This is a genomic window from Methylobacterium sp. Leaf399 (genome assembly GCF_001424525.1).
GTDB lineage: Bacteria > Pseudomonadota > Alphaproteobacteria > Rhizobiales > Beijerinckiaceae > Methylobacterium.
In genome coordinates this window covers 102,765-116,682 of the sequence record NZ_LMQK01000034.1, presented here as the reverse complement: position 1 = coordinate 116,682, position 13,918 = coordinate 102,765, and the positions used below count along the sequence as shown (strand labels likewise).

9 protein-coding genes are annotated in these 13,918 nt (G+C 72.3%); 2 read left to right on the top strand and 7 right to left on the bottom strand.

Features of this window, described 5'->3' with window-relative positions:
* The first annotated feature begins 61 nt into the window (after positions 1-61).
* Entirely contained in the window at positions 62-1,009 is a 948-nt protein-coding gene (locus tag ASG40_RS19005) for a LysR family transcriptional regulator (RefSeq protein ID WP_055889488.1), read from the top strand.
* 62 nt (positions 1,010-1,071) lie between these two features.
* On the top strand, positions 1,072-1,524 hold the full coding sequence (mntR, locus tag ASG40_RS19000; RefSeq protein ID WP_055889292.1) for a manganese-binding transcriptional regulator MntR: 453 nt from the start codon (positions 1,072-1,074) through the stop codon (positions 1,522-1,524).
* A 9-nt stretch (positions 1,525-1,533) separates the two neighbouring features.
* Here the strand turns inward: mntR and ASG40_RS18995 are convergent, their stop codons facing one another.
* The 7 genes from ASG40_RS18995 to ASG40_RS18965 all read right to left on the bottom strand — a co-directional run bounded on the left by ASG40_RS18995 (position 1,534) and on the right by ASG40_RS18965 (position 13,840).
* Positions 1,534-2,820, bottom strand: a complete 1,287-nt coding sequence (locus ASG40_RS18995) for a type III PLP-dependent enzyme (RefSeq protein WP_055889289.1) — start codon at positions 2,818-2,820, stop codon at positions 1,534-1,536.
* Positions 2,813-4,321: an AMP-binding protein gene (locus ASG40_RS18990; RefSeq protein ID WP_055889287.1), complete on the bottom strand. Its 1,509-nt coding sequence runs from the start codon at positions 4,319-4,321 to the stop codon at positions 2,813-2,815. Before ASG40_RS18990 ends, ASG40_RS18995 begins: the two co-directional genes overlap by 8 nt.
* Before the next feature lie 8 nt (positions 4,322-4,329).
* Entirely contained in the window at positions 4,330-4,602 is a 273-nt protein-coding gene (locus ASG40_RS18985; RefSeq protein WP_055889284.1) for an acyl carrier protein, read from the bottom strand.
* 142 nt (positions 4,603-4,744) lie between these two features.
* Positions 4,745-6,907, bottom strand: coding sequence for a molybdopterin-containing oxidoreductase family protein (locus ASG40_RS18980; protein ID WP_055889281.1), 2,163 nt, complete (start codon positions 6,905-6,907; stop codon positions 4,745-4,747).
* Between the two features lie 224 nt (positions 6,908-7,131).
* On the bottom strand, positions 7,132-8,064 hold the full coding sequence (locus tag ASG40_RS18975) for a transglutaminase family protein (RefSeq protein ID WP_055889277.1): 933 nt from the start codon (positions 8,062-8,064) through the stop codon (positions 7,132-7,134).
* A complete protein-coding gene (locus tag ASG40_RS18970; protein ID WP_055889274.1) occupies positions 8,061-10,580 on the bottom strand; it encodes a circularly permuted type 2 ATP-grasp protein in 2,520 nt (839 codons plus the stop codon). The genes ASG40_RS18975 and ASG40_RS18970 overlap by 4 nt, the downstream gene beginning before the upstream one ends.
* Complete coding sequence (locus ASG40_RS18965; protein ID WP_055889273.1) at positions 10,577-13,840, bottom strand: transglutaminase family protein; 3,264 nt, start codon at positions 13,838-13,840, stop codon at positions 10,577-10,579. The genes ASG40_RS18970 and ASG40_RS18965 overlap by 4 nt, the downstream gene beginning before the upstream one ends.
* Positions 13,841-13,918 lie beyond the last annotated feature (78 nt).

Genomic DNA, 13,918 nt, shown 5'->3' with positions numbered 1-13,918 from the left:
CACCCGGTTCGTTTCACGCGGATCCGGCAGGACGCGCGGCGATTAGGAAACCGGCCCGATGATGCGTTTCGACCTCGTCGATCTCAGCCTGTTCCGCCACGTGGTCGAGGCCGGCTCGATCACCCACGGCGCGGCGCGGGCCAACCTGGCGCTGGCGGCGGCCTCCGCCCGGGTGCGGGGGATGGAGGAGACCCTGGGGGCCGCCCTCCTCATCCGCAGCCGCCAGGGCGTCGCCCTCACCCCGGCGGGCCGGACCCTGCTCGCCCACGCCCGCGTCCTGCTTGACCGTGTCGAGCGGATGCAGGGGGAGCTGGCCGCCTACGCCGGCGGCACGGTGGGGCAGATCAGGCTCCTGTCGAACACCAACGCGCTCACCGAATTCCTGCCCGAAGTGCTCAGCGCCTACCTCGGCCGCCACCCCGGCGTCAGCGTCGACATCGAGGAGCGGACCTCGGACGAGATCGTCGGCCTCGTGGCCGAGGGCGCGGCGGATCTGGGCATCGTGGCCGGCACCGTCGATACCGGCACCCTCCAGACCTATCCGTTCCGGCAGGACCGCTTCGTGGTGGTGGTGGCCCCCGGCCACGCCCTGGCCGCGGCCGAGGCGGTGAGCTTCGCCGACGTGCTCGCCCACGACCTCGTCGGGCTCGACCGGGCGAGCGCCCTCACCCGGTTCCTGGCCGACAAGGCCGGGCGCATCGACGGCCGCTCCCTGCGGCTGCGGGTGCAGCTGCGCAGCTTCGATGCGGTCTGCCGCCTCGTCGAATGCGGGGTCGGGGTCGGCATCGTGCCGGAGACCACGGCCCGGCGTGCCATGCGCGGCATGGCCATCGGCATCGTGCCGCTCACCGACCCATGGGCCCTGCGCGACCTCACCCTGTGCCTGCGCGCCCTCGACGCCCTGCCCGCCTTCGCGCGGGATTTCGTGGCGCACCTGCGCCACCCCCAGACCCTCGAATCCCGTGCGAACCCGTCCGGGGGGCTCCCATCCGGGGCCGGGCTTGGCTAAACAGGGGCCGGACGGCACCGCGCGACGCGGCGCCGCAGCGACCGCGAGAGTCAGCCGGCATCATGCGCGAACCCTCCCGATCCGAGGCCGAGGTGCCTCTCATCGATCCGGACGTGCATGTGGAGAGCTTCCGCCAGGCGCGCGAGGCCCGGCGCCTGGAACTGGTCGAGGATTACGTCGAGCTCATCTCCGACCTGATCGGCGACGGCGGCGAGGCGCGGCAGGTCGACATCGCCGCGCGCCTGGGCGTCGCCCAGCCCACCGTCGCCAAGATGCTCAAGCGCCTGGCCGAGGACGGCTTCGTGCAGCAGCGGCCCTACCGCGGCGTCTTCCTCACCGCCGCCGGCCAGGCCCTGGCCGCCCAGAGCCGGGAGCGGCACCGCATCGTCGAACTGTTCCTGTGTGCGCTCGGCGTCAGCCCGGAGACGGCGCGTCGCGACGCGGAAGGCATCGAGCACCACGTCAGCGCCGAGACGCTGGAAGCCTTCCGGCGCTATTCCGAGCGGGGCGCCTGAGCGACCGGTTTATGGCGAGCCGATCCGCGCCGCGCGGCCTGCGTCCACCAGCACTTCCGCCGGGAGCGGGTGGCTCAGGAAACCGGTGGGGCTGGCGGTGAGGCCGTAGGCGCCCGACTGCAGCACCGCGACGAGGTCGCCCTCGGCGAGATCCGGCAGCGCCGTCGCCCGCGCCAGCATGTCGAGGGGCGTGCACAGGGGGCCGACCACGGCGCAGGGGCTGCGCGGGCTGTCGGGGGCCTCGCGCACCGCGCTCACCGGATAGTCGCGCTTGATCACCTGGCCGAGGTTGCCCGAGGCCGCCAGGTGGTGATGGAGGCCGCCGTCGGTGATGAGGAAGCGGGTGCCGCGCGAGACCTTCACCGCCCGCACCCGTGCGACGTAGATCCCGGCCGGACCGGCGAGGTAGCGGCCGGGTTCCAGGACGACGCGGGCGCCCGCCAGCCCCGGATGCGCGGCGAGGCTCCGTGCGAGGGCCGGCACGCCCGCGCGGATCGCGTCGAGGTCGAGGTCGGAATCGGAGGCGAAATACGGGATGCCGAGGCCGCCGCCGAGGTCGATCGTGGCCAGTGGCCGGCCGATCCGGTCGGCCACCCGCGCGGCCAGGGCGAGCCCATGGCCCCATTGCGCCAGCAGCGTCGCGGCCATGAGCCCCTGCGTCCCGGCGAACAGGTGGATGCCGGAGAGCGCCAGGCCGGGCTCGGCCTCGACGGCATCGACCACCGCGTCGAGGTCCTCCTCGTCGAAGCCGAACGGCGAGGGTTTTCCGCCCATGCGCATGGCCCCGCCCTGCGCCTCGGGGCCGGGGTTGATCCGGATCGCCACCCGCGCGGTGCGGCCGTGGCGTCTGGCGGCCGCGGCGACGCGGGCCATCTCCTCGGCGTTCTCGAGATGGATCTCGCCGATGCCGGCGGCCACCACCCGGTCGATCTCCGTCTCGCCCTTGCCCGGCCCGGCGAACAGGATGCGGTCCGCCGCCAGCCCTGCCCCCAGGGCCGCCTCGAACTCGGCGCCCGAGGCGATCTCGGCGCCCGCCCCCTCCTGCGCGAACACCCGGATCACCGCCGGGGCGGGGTTGGCCTTGACCGAGTAGTCCACCTGCGCGAACCCGGCCACCGCCCCTGCCAGGGCGCGATAGGCGGAGCGCATCACCGCCGCGTCGTAGAGGAACAGCGGCGTGCCGTAGGTGTCGGCGAGGGCTGCGACGGACAGGCCGCCGATCGTGAGGCCGCCCTCCCCGTCCCGGGGAAAGTGGCGCGCGATCAGGCGGTCGGCGAGGTCGGCCGGCTCAGGCATGGTCGCTTGGGGCATGATCGGTCCGTTCCGCGACGAGGCGGGTGTAGTCGACCTTGCCGTTGGGGGTGACGGGCAGCGCCTCCACCGCCTCGATGGCGCGGGGCACCATGTGGGGGGCCAGACGCGTCCGCACCCGCGTCATCGCGGCCTGCGTCGAGGGGCCGTCCTGCGCCGCCACCGCCACCGCATGCACGCGCTGGCCGAGGTCGGGATCGGGCAGGCCGATCACCGCCACGGAGCGGAAGGCGCCCGTCTCCATCAGGGCCGCCTCGACCTCGTTGGGGCTGATGCGGAACCCCGCACTCTTGATGAGGGCGTCGGCCCGGCCGAGGAAGGTGAAGTAACCGTCGGCGTCCACCACCGCGAGGTCGCCCGAGCGGCACACCGGAGGCGCGGCGGGATCGTCCGGATCGGGCACGATCACCCGCGCGGTGTCCTCGGGCCGGTTCCAGTAGCCCAGCGACACGGTGGGGCCGCGGTGCATCAGGATGCCCGGCTCGCCCGGCCCGGTGCGGCGCCCCCGGGCATCGACGCAGAAGACCTCCGTCTCGGGGATGGCCCGGCCGATGGAGCCGGGGCGCCGGGCGACCTCGCCCGGCGGCAGCCAGGTCGAGCGGAAGGCTTCCGTCAGCCCGTACATCAGGACGATGTCGGTGTCCGGCAGGGCCCGGGCCAGGCGGGCCACGGTCTCGGGCGGCACCGCGCCGCCGGAATTGGTGAGGTAGCGCAGGTGCGGCAGCGCCGTGGCGGCGAGGCTGGGGGCGGCCCGGGTCAGGAGCGTCCACAGGGTCGGCACCCCCGCGAGCCCGGTGATGCGGTGTTCGGCCAGCGCCGCCACCAGGGCATCCCCGAACCGAACCCGGTGCAGCACGAGGCAGGCCCCCTGCTCCACGCTCGTCAGCAACTGGTTGAGGCCGTAGTCGAACGACAGCGGCAGCACCGAGAGCAGGCGGTCGTCGGGCCCGATCCCGAGGTAGCCCCGCACGATCCGGGTGCCGGCCAGGAGGTTGGCGTGGCTGAGCATCACCCCCTTGGGCAACCCGGTGGAGCCGGAGGTGTAGAGGATCGCCGCGAGGTTTTCCGGAGGAGGCGGGCCGTCCCGCGGTGCCAGGGCGAAGACGCGGACGGTGTCGTCCGGGCGGTCGCCGCCCCCAAGGGACAGCGGATCGGAGGTCGCGTCGCTCACCAGCGCGCCGGCCCCGCAATCGTCCAGGATGTGCCGGACCTGGGGCGGCTTCAGGCTCGGATGGATCGGCACCACGACCCCGCCCGCGAGGCTCACGGCGAAGATCGCGGCACATTCCGCCGCCGATTTCGGCAGGAGGATCCCGACCCGGTCGCCCGCCCCCACCCCCGCCGTCCTCAGGCGGTCGGCCAGAACCGTCACCCGGCCGCGCAGGGCGTCGTAGCTCACGCGGTCGGCGCCATCGACGATGGCCTCGCGCCCGCCCGCGCTGGCCGGACCGTCGAGGAGGTGGTGCAGCAGGCGTGGGACGGCCATGCCGGTGGTCAGGCCCGCACCCGCCTGCCGTCGATGGACCGGGCCAGGGCGTCGACGCTCTCGAAGTTGGGAAGCGCGAAGCTCTCCTCGTCCACGGGCACGTCGAAGCGCTCGCCCAGCTCCATCAGGAGGTCGAGCACCCCAATCGAATCGAGGACGTCGCTGGTGACGAGGGAGGTCGCCCCGGTCACCGCGCCGGGCGCGATGCCGGGATTGCGGCTGGCGACGAAGGCGAGGATGGCCTCGCGCACGGCGGCTTCGCTCGGACTCAACACGGCCATGCTCCCGGCTCGGCGCCGACCTGCGCCGTTCGCGCCCTTAGCGAGGGCTGCGGGACAAGTCCATCGGGCCGTCGCTCCATGGCATGCGCGACAGCAGGCGCCCTTTCGGGCGCCTGCTGTCGTCGTGACGTCCCGCGGGGGCTCAGTTGGCGCGCGACACCTCGACGAGGTTGTCGGAGAAGGACGGGGCGTGGCCCATGTCGGTGAAGGCCGACGAGCTGATGCTGTTGACCGTGCCGTCGTTGAGCTGGCGCCAGTAGCCCAGCGTCGCCACGACGATGCCGGCCCTGACGTCTTCGGTGATGCGCGCCACGCCCTTGAAGGCGCCGCGGTCGTTGGCGACCTGGACGCGGTCGCCGTCCCTGATCCCGCGCGCGTCGGCGTCGGCTTGACTGATCATCACGAACTGCTCGCCCTGGCCCTTCTGCTTGTCCTCCATGTTGGCGTAGCAGGAGTTCAGGAAGTAGTGGCTTTTCGGCGAGACGATGTTGAGCGGGAAGCGCCTGGCGAGCTCCGGATCGTTCGCGTGGGACTCGCGGGGGCCGAGGTAGTCGGGCAGCGGGTCGAGCGCCTCGCCGGGCTGGAAGCCCTCGTACATCTGCCGGAACGGCGGGGCGACGAAGTTGGTGGCGCCCTCGACCTTGAGCATGCACTTGCCGGTGGGCGTCGGGAAGTTGCCTTCCCGGTGCGGCGCCCGGTCGTCCGGCGTGCCGACCTTGAGTCGGGCGAAGCCGTTCTCGCGCATGTACTGGAGATCGATGCCCTCGCAGGCCGGCGCGTTCCAGTCCACGTAGTGCTCCAGGCACTCCGTGTCGGTCCACTTGAAGTTCTCCTCCTCGAAGCCGAGCCGGGCGGCCAGCCGCCGGAAGATCTCGTTGTTGGGGATCGCCTCCCCCGGCGCCTCGGCGCACTTGGTGTTGTAGGTCAGGTAGAGGTGGCCCCAGGACAGGATCATGTCCTCCATCTCCGCGCCCATCGTGGCGGGGAGCAGGATGTCGGCGTAGGCTGCGGTGTCCGAGACGAAGTGCTCGGCCGAGACCATGAACAGGTCCTCGCGCATCAGCCCGGCGACGATCTTGTCGGTCTCGGGCGCCTGCGTGACCGGGTTCGAGTTCCAGCACATCATCGACATGATCGGCGGGTCGAGCTGCAATTCGCCGGTGAGCGCGCGTCCGATCTGCAGGTTCGAGACGACGCGGGTGCCTTCCGGGATCAGGTCGGGGCGGCACATCACGTCGAACTTGTAGGGGTGCTCCCAGACGCCGAACTGCGTGACGCCGCCGCCGACGTGGCGCCAGGCGCCGGTCAGCGCCGGGATCGAGGACACCGCCCGGATGGTCTGGCCGCCGCCGTAGTGCCGCTCCAGCGCCACGCCCATGCGGATGCCCACGGGCTGCTCGGTGGCCATCTCGCGGGCGAGCGTGCGGATGTCCTCGGCCGGGATGCCGGTGATCTCGGCGGCCCATTCCGGCGTACGCGGAGCGGCACGCTCCTTCAGGTCCTCGAAACCGACCGTGTAGTTGTCGACGTAGTCCTGGTCGACGAGGCCCTGTTCGATGATCGAGTTGATCAGCGCCATGGCGAGCGCGCCGTCCGTGCCGGGCTTGGGCGCGATGTGCCAGTCGGCGGCTTTGGCGGTCCGCGAGGCGTAGGCGTCGATCACGACGACCTTGGCGCCCTTCTTCTGGGCGTCCTTGACGATGGCCCAATGGTGCAGGTTGGTGCTGACCGAGTTGCAGGCCCAGATCACGATGTACTTGGAGTGGATGTAGCTGTCCGGGTCGAGGCCGGCGGTGGGGCCGACCGTGAGCAGCCAGGCCGTGCACGAGCCCTCGCCGCAGAAGGTGCGCTCGGTCACCGTGGCGCCCAGGCGGTTGAAGAAGGCGTCGCCGCCGTTCAGCCCGTGCACGAGGCCCTGGTTGCCGAGGTAGCTGTAGGGGGCGATGGCCTCGGGGCCGTACTGGTCGACGATGCCCTTCCAGCGCGTGACGATCGTGTCGAGGGCCTCGTCCCAGGTGATGCGCTCGAACTGCTTCGAGCCCTTCGGGCCGACCCGCTTCATCGGGTAGAGCAGACGATCGGGATGGTAGTGGCGCTTCTCGTAGTCCTTGAGCTTCACGCACAGGCCGCCGCGGGTCATCGGATGGTCCGGGTTGCCGCGCACGCTCAGGAGCTCGCCATCCTTCACCTCGAACAGCATCGAGCAGGTGTCGGGACAGTCGTGCGGGCAGCCGCCGAAGAAGGTCTCGGTCAGGCTCTCGGCCTGGGCGACGAGCAGCGAGTCGGGCTTGACGATCTCGTTCATGTTTCCTCCACGGCCGAGCGTCCCGCCTTATTGTTCCTGGCGGGCCGGCCCGATGCGCCGGAGCATGCACGAAAGGTATAGGAATTCCAATTCCAGGTCGGTCCACGGTCCGACCAGGTGCCGTCGTCGAAGCTCATGAGGATGAGCCCGGACACTCCGGTTTCCCGGGCGGGGCGACCGCCGTCGGCCGGCGATCCTGCGAAGCGGAGGTGGGCTCGCCCGGGTCAGGCCGTGGCGGCCTCGGGCTCGGCCCGTTCGAACTCCGCGACCTCGGGCGGCATCGCCTCGCCCTCGGGGATCACGTCCACCTCCACCCGCAGCTTCTGCGAGCCGGAGGAGGAGACGATGCCGTCGATGGGGGAGACGTCGGTGTAGTCGCGGCCGCGCGCCACCAGGATGTGGTCGTCGCGCACGCCGATGCCGTTGGTGGGGTCGAGGCCGATCCAGCCCTGCCCGCACCAGACCGCGACCCAGGCGTGGCTGGCGTCCGCCCCGCGCAGGCGCGGCCGGCCCGGCGGCGGGATGGTGCGCAGGTAGCCGCTGACGTAGGCCGCCGGCAGCCCGAGGCCGCGCAGGGCCGCGATCATGATATGGGCGAAGTCCTGGCAGACGCCGGCGCGCAGGGCGAAGGATTCCGCCAGGGGGGTCTGCACGGTGGTGGCCTTGGAATCGAATCGGAAATCGGCCCGGATGCGCATCATCAGGTCGAAGGCGCCGCCGTAGGCGCTGCGGCCGGGCGGGAAGCTGGCGCGGGCGTAGTCCGTCACCTCCGCCACCAGGGGCACCCGCACGCTCGGGAACAGGAAGTGGATCGGCGCCTCGGGCGCCAGCGACCGCGACGCCAGGGCGGACAGGCGGACCTCCTCCCAGCTCGGGCCGGATTCGGGCTCGGGCAGGGCCGGTCGCTCCACCAGCACCCGCGACAGGGCCTCGACCCGCAGCTCGCTGTGGACCGCGTCGATGGTCACCGCCTCGGTCTCCAGGCCGAAGTAGTCGCGCCGCACGATGCGGGTGCGCGGGGTCGGCGAGATTGCGAGGGTGCTCTCCAGCACCCGCTGGCCGTCGCCGTCCTGGGGCCGCAGGCGCAGGGCGCAGCGGGCGAAGCGGACCGGCTTGCCGTAGCGATAGCGGGTGAGGTGGCGCAGCGTGTAGATCACGCGAGCCCCATCAGCTTCTCGGGCCGCAGGGCATGCGGGCCGTTGGGGAAGTAGCGTCCGGCGATGGCGTCGGCCAGGCTCTCGAACGAGGCCTCCAGGCGGGCCAGCGTCGCGCTCTCGAAGTCCACCGCCTCGCCGGTGGAGAACTCGGCCCGCAGCTGCAGGGCGAGGCGCCGGTGCGGCTCGGGCAGGCCGTCGGCGCGCAGGGCCGGCAACTCGTCGAGGTGGCGCACGATCGCCTCGATCTGGAAGGCCACCGAGCGGGGGTTGAAGGCGTCGAGCAGCACCATGTCCCGCACCGGATCGAGGGCGACGCCGTGCATGTAGCGCGCGCCGTAGGTGATATGCGAGTCGCACAGCGACAGCATCACCGCCAGGTCCTCGGCCCCCGCCTCGTCGCCGGCGAACCGCACCGCCAGGGCGCTGGTGTTGATCGCCCGCTCGATGCGCCGGCCGAGGTCGACGAAGTGCCAGCCGGCGGTGCGGTTCATGTTCTCGCCGGCCAGCCCCGAGAGGGCGGCGATGTGGCTGAGCGCCCGCTCGGCGAGGCCGAGCAGCTCCGCCTCCGAGCGCGCCTCGCCGTCGTCGTGGTCGAGGGCGTCGCGCAGGTCCGTGAGCACCCGCCAGGCCTCGCTGGAGAGGCGCTCGCGCAGGGAGGCGGCGTTGTCCCGCGCCGACAGCCCGTGCGCCAGGGCCGAGCCGTGGGTCTTGCGACCGCACAGGGCCTCGCGGGCGATGGCGACGGTGGGCAGGTCGGGCGCGCTGATGGCGCCCCATTCGTCGAGGAGCGCCCGGATGCGCAGGGCGGTGGGTGCCTTGGCGTCGCCGGCCAGATCCGCCACCACCGCGTCGCCGACGCTGCCCAGATGCGCGATGACGAGGCGGATCACGATCTCGGCGCGCTCGACGTAGCGACCGAACCAGAACAGGTTGTCGGCCGCCCGCGACGGCAGGTGCCCGGCGATGCGCCGCACACGGGGCGCGCCCTGCTGGATCAGCGAGACCGATTCCACCGGCCGGTTCGACAGGACCCACACGTCTGCCGACTTGATGCCCGCCCGCATCTCGATGGGGGCGACGTCCGGCCGTTCGGAGATGCGGCAGAACCCGCCGGGCATGACGCGCCAGCCCTCGGGGGTGGCGGCCGCGAACACCCGCATCACGAACGGGCGCGGCACCAGGCGCAGCCCGCCCGGGCCCCGCTCCCAGCCGGGGGTGGTGGAGAGGGGCGCCGCTTCCTCGGCGACGAAGTCGAACGGCCGGTCGCGCAGGGCCGAGACCAGGCGCTCGCGCTCGGCCTCCAGCGCGTGGGGCCCGAGGATGGCGTCGCGGGCCATGCCCTTGCCGGGGGTCGCCACCGGGCGGAGGGTGAGGCCGTCGAGGTGGTCGCGGACATGGGCGAGGGCGTCGGGATCGCCGCACCACCACGAGCGCGGCCCCGGCAGCGACAGGCCGTGCCCCAGCACGTGCCGGGCGATGCCGCCGAGGTAGGGCGAGAGCGCGCCCGATTCGAGGATGCCCGAGCCCGGCATGTTGCCCACGACCAGGTGGCCCCCGCGCAGGGCTTCGACCAGCCCGGGCACCCCCAGCCGCGAGGCCGGGTTGAGTTCGAGGGGGTCCATGTAATCGGAATCGATCCGCCGCCACAGGACGTCGGCCCGCTTGAGGCCCGAGACGGTGCGCACGTGCAGCACCCCGTCCTGGGTGACGAGGTCGTCGCCCTCCACCAGCAGCAGCCCGAGGTAGCGCGCCAGCGCCGCCTGCTCGACGTAGGTCGAGCTCATCGGCCCGGAGGTCAGCAGGCAGATGCGCGGATCGCTGCGCTGGGCCCCCACCGCCAGGCCCTCGCGAAACGCCTGGAAGAAGCTCGCCAGCCGCTCGACGTGGAGGTCGGTGTAGAGGTCGGGGAAGGCGCGGGTGAGCACCAGCCGGTTCTCCAGCGCGTAACCCGGGCCGGAGGGAGACTGCGTCCGGTCGGCGAGCACCCGCCAGCGCCCGTCGGGGCCGCGGCCGATGTCGGCGGCGTAGAGCTTGAGCCAGCGCCCGCCCGGCGGCGCGACGCCGTGGAGCGGCCGCAGGAACTCGGGGCTGCCGGCCACCGCGGCGGCGGGGAGCAGACCCTGCGCCACCAGGCTGCCGGCGCCGTAGATGTCGGAGAGCACCCATTCCATCAGGCCGGCGCGCTCGACGATGCCCTCGCTCAGGGAGCGCCACTCGTCCTCCTCGATCACCAGCGGCATCGAGCCCAGCGGCCAGGCGTGGTCGCGCTGGTCGCCGTAGATCCGGTAGGAGACCCCGGCATCGCGGATGTGGCGTTCGGCGGAGGCGAAGCGGGCGCCGATCTCGGATTCGTCCATGGCGCCGAGGCGGTCGAGCACCCGCGGCCAGGCCCCCTTCACCCGGCCCTGGTCGTCCATGAACTCGTCCGGCACGCCCGCGTGCGGCCGGTAGCCGGCCGTCCAGCGGGCGATGCGCTGGCTCGGTGTCTCGTGCGCCGATCCCGGGGGCGGTGTCATGTCGGGGCCGGAACCCGCATGTCGAGGGTCATGGGGAACTCGCGGCTGCCCTCCTCGGGCGGCATCGCGACCTTGCCGGGGGTGTGGCCGTGCGCCTGGAACCGTGCCAGGCGCCGCCCCTCGGCCTCGTAGGTGTTGACCGGGAAGGTCTCGTAGTTGCGCCCGCCCGGATGGCTGACGTGGTAGCGGCAGCCGCCGAGCGAACGCCCGCTCCACGCATCGAGGATGTCGATGGTGAGGGGCGAATGGGCCGGAATCGTCGGATGCATCGACGAGGCCGGTTGCCAGGCCTTGAAGCGCAGGCCCGCCACGGCCTCGCCGGAGACCCCGGTGGAGGTCATCGGCAGGCGCCGGCCGTTGCAGGCGATGACGTGGCGGCCGGGCACGAAGCCGGTGGCCTTCACCTGCAGGCGCTCCACCGAGGAATCGACGTAGCGCACGGTGCCGCCGATGGCGCCCTCTTCGCCGAGCACGTGCCAGGGCTCCAGGGCCTGGCGCAGTTCGAGGCTCACGCCGCCCTGCTCGATGCTGCCGAACACGGGGAAGCGGAACTCGAACTGCGCCTGGAAGGCGGCCGGGTCGAAGTCGTAGCCGGCCTCGCGCAGGTCCGCGAGGACGCCGAGGAAGTCGCTCCAGAGGAAGTGGGGCAGCATGAAGCGGTCGTGCAGCCCGGTGCCCCAGCGGACGCAGCCGCCACCTTGCGGCTCGCGCCAGGCCCAGGCCACGATGGCGCGCAGGAGGAGCTGCTGCGCCAGGCTCATGCGCGGGTCCGGCGGCATCTCGAAGGAGCGGAACTCGAGCAGCCCGAGGCGCCCCGTCGGCCCGTCCGGCGAGTACAGCTTGTCGATGCAGATCTCGGAGCGGTGGGTGTTGCCGGTGACGTCCACCAGGATGTTGCGGAAGATGCGGTCCACGAGCCAGCGCGGGATGTTGGGCTCGTCGGGCTTGGGCACCTGGGCCAGCGCGATCTCGAGTTCGTAGAGCCCGTCGTGGCGGGCCTCGTCCATGCGCGGTGCCTGGCTGGTGGGACCGATGTAGAGGCCGGCGAACAGGTACGAGAGCGAGGGGTGGCGCTGCCAGTACAGCACCAGGCTCTTGAGGAGGTCGGGCCGGCGCAGGAACGGCGAATCCGCCGGCGTGGCGCCGCCGAGCACCACGTGGTTGCCGCCGCCGGTGCCGGTGTGGCGCCCGTCGATCATGAACTTCTGGGCGCCGAGCCGGATCTGGCGGGCCTCCTCGTAGAGGTCGGTGGTGATGGCGACGGCCTCGCGCCAGCTGGCGGCGGGGTGCACGTTGACCTCGATCACGCCGGGATCGGGCGTGACCTTGATGACGCCGATGCGCGGATCGAACGGCGGCTCGTAGCCCTCGATGTGCAGGGGCTGGCCGAGGTCGGTGGCCACGGCCTCTAGGTGGCCGAGCAGTTCCAGGTACTCGTCCACCCGTTCGAGGGGCGGCATGAAGACGTGCAGCACGCCCTCGCGCGGCTCGATCGCCAGGGCGGTACGCACCGCCACCCCGGTGACGCCCGAGCCGTTGGCCGTCGCCGTGGCCGGCGCCGCCCCGGGCAGCACCCCACGCTCTTCGAGCGGGTCCTGCGGCTGGTAGTAGGGATAGTGCTCGGGCGGCACGTAGGGGAGCGAGGACAGCGGCAGGCGGTAGCCCGCCGGGGAATCGCCCGGCGTGAGGAAGGCGTGGCCGCGCCGGAACTCCCAGGCCTCCGAGATCCAGCGCCGAGCGTCGTCCTCCCCCAGGGCGAGGCTCGCCAGCGGAAGGGCGAACCCGGTGGGCTCGCCCAGGCCCCGCTCGAACACCCGCTTCATGCGGGCGTTGGTCTCGGGGTTGGGGAACTTCGGGTCCGAGGTGGTGACGTTGACCGGCAGTTCGTCCTTCTTCTCCTGCCAGTAGACCGGGTCCTCGTAGGCCGGGAGCACGTAGGCGGAGAGGCCGAGCTTGCCCGCGAGCCCGTCGATGAGGGCCTTGGCCTGGTGGATCTTGGCGTCGCGCGGGCCGGTCTCGGAGGCGATCAGGTCGGCGTCGCGCCAGATCGGCTGCCCGTCCTTGCGCCAGAACAGGGCGAAGGCCCAGCGCGGCAGGCTCTCGCCGGGATACCACTTGCCCTGGCCGTAGTGCAGCATGCCGCCGGGCGCGAACCGGGTGCGCAGGCGCCGGATCAGCTTGTCGGCGAGGCCCCGCTTGGTCGGCCCCACGGCGGAGGCGTTCCATTCGGCGGATTCGAAGTCGTCGATGGAGACGAAGGTCGGCTCGCCGCCCATGGTCAGGCGCACGTCCTGGGCCAGGAGGTCGGCGTCGATGCGCTCGCCCAGCGCATCCATCGCGGTCCAGACCGCGTCCGAGAACGGCTTGGTGATGCGCGGCGCCTCCGCCACGCGGGTCACGTTCATCTCGAAGCCGAAGGTCACCCCGGCCGGCTCGGCCAGGCCCGAGATCGGGGCCGCCGACTGGTAGTGCGGGGTCGCCGCCAGGGGGATGTGGCCCTCGCCGCACAGGAGGCCGGAGGTGGCGTCGAGCCCGATCCAGCCGGCACCCGGCAGGTAGACCTCGGCCCAGGCGTGGAGGTCGGTGAAATCGGTGGAGGTGCCGACCGGCCCGTCGACGGCGGTGGTGTCGGGAATGAGCTGGATCAGGTAGCCGGAGACGAAGCGGGCCGCCATGCCGAGGCGGCGCAGCACCTGCACCAGCAGCCAGGCGGAGTCGCGGCACGAGCCGCTCTTGAGGGTCAGGGTCTCGGCCGGCGTCTGGACGCCCGGCTCCATCCGCACGCCGTAGGCGACCTCGGCGGCGATCTGCGCGTTGAGCGCCACCAGGAACAGGACGGTGTTGGTCTCCGTCGGCAGCCGGGTCAGGAAGGCGTCGATCTCGGGGCCGGTGGCGTCGTCGGTGACGAGGTAGGGCTTCAGCTCGGCGGTGAGGTCGGCCTCGTAGGCGAACGGCCGGTTCTGGGCGTACTCCTCCACGAAGAAGTCGAACGGGTTGATCACCGCCATGTCGGCGGTGAGGTCGACCTGGATCTTCAGTTCGGTGGTCTTCTCGGGAAACACCAGCCGGGCGAGCCAGTTGCCGTTGGGGTCCTGCTGCCAGTTGATGAAGTGGTTCTCGGGCGTCACCGTGAGCGAATAGGCCGGCACCTTGGTGCGGGTGTGCGGCGCCGGACGCAGCCGCACCACCTGCGGCCCCAGCGCGATCGGCCGGTCGTAGGTGTAGTGGGTGACGTGGTGCAGGGCGGCTTTGATCGACACGGAGGCTCCCGCAAGTTCAGTCGAGGAGGCCGTGCCCGTCCCGCGCTCGGGATCGACACGGCGATGATCGAGGGACGG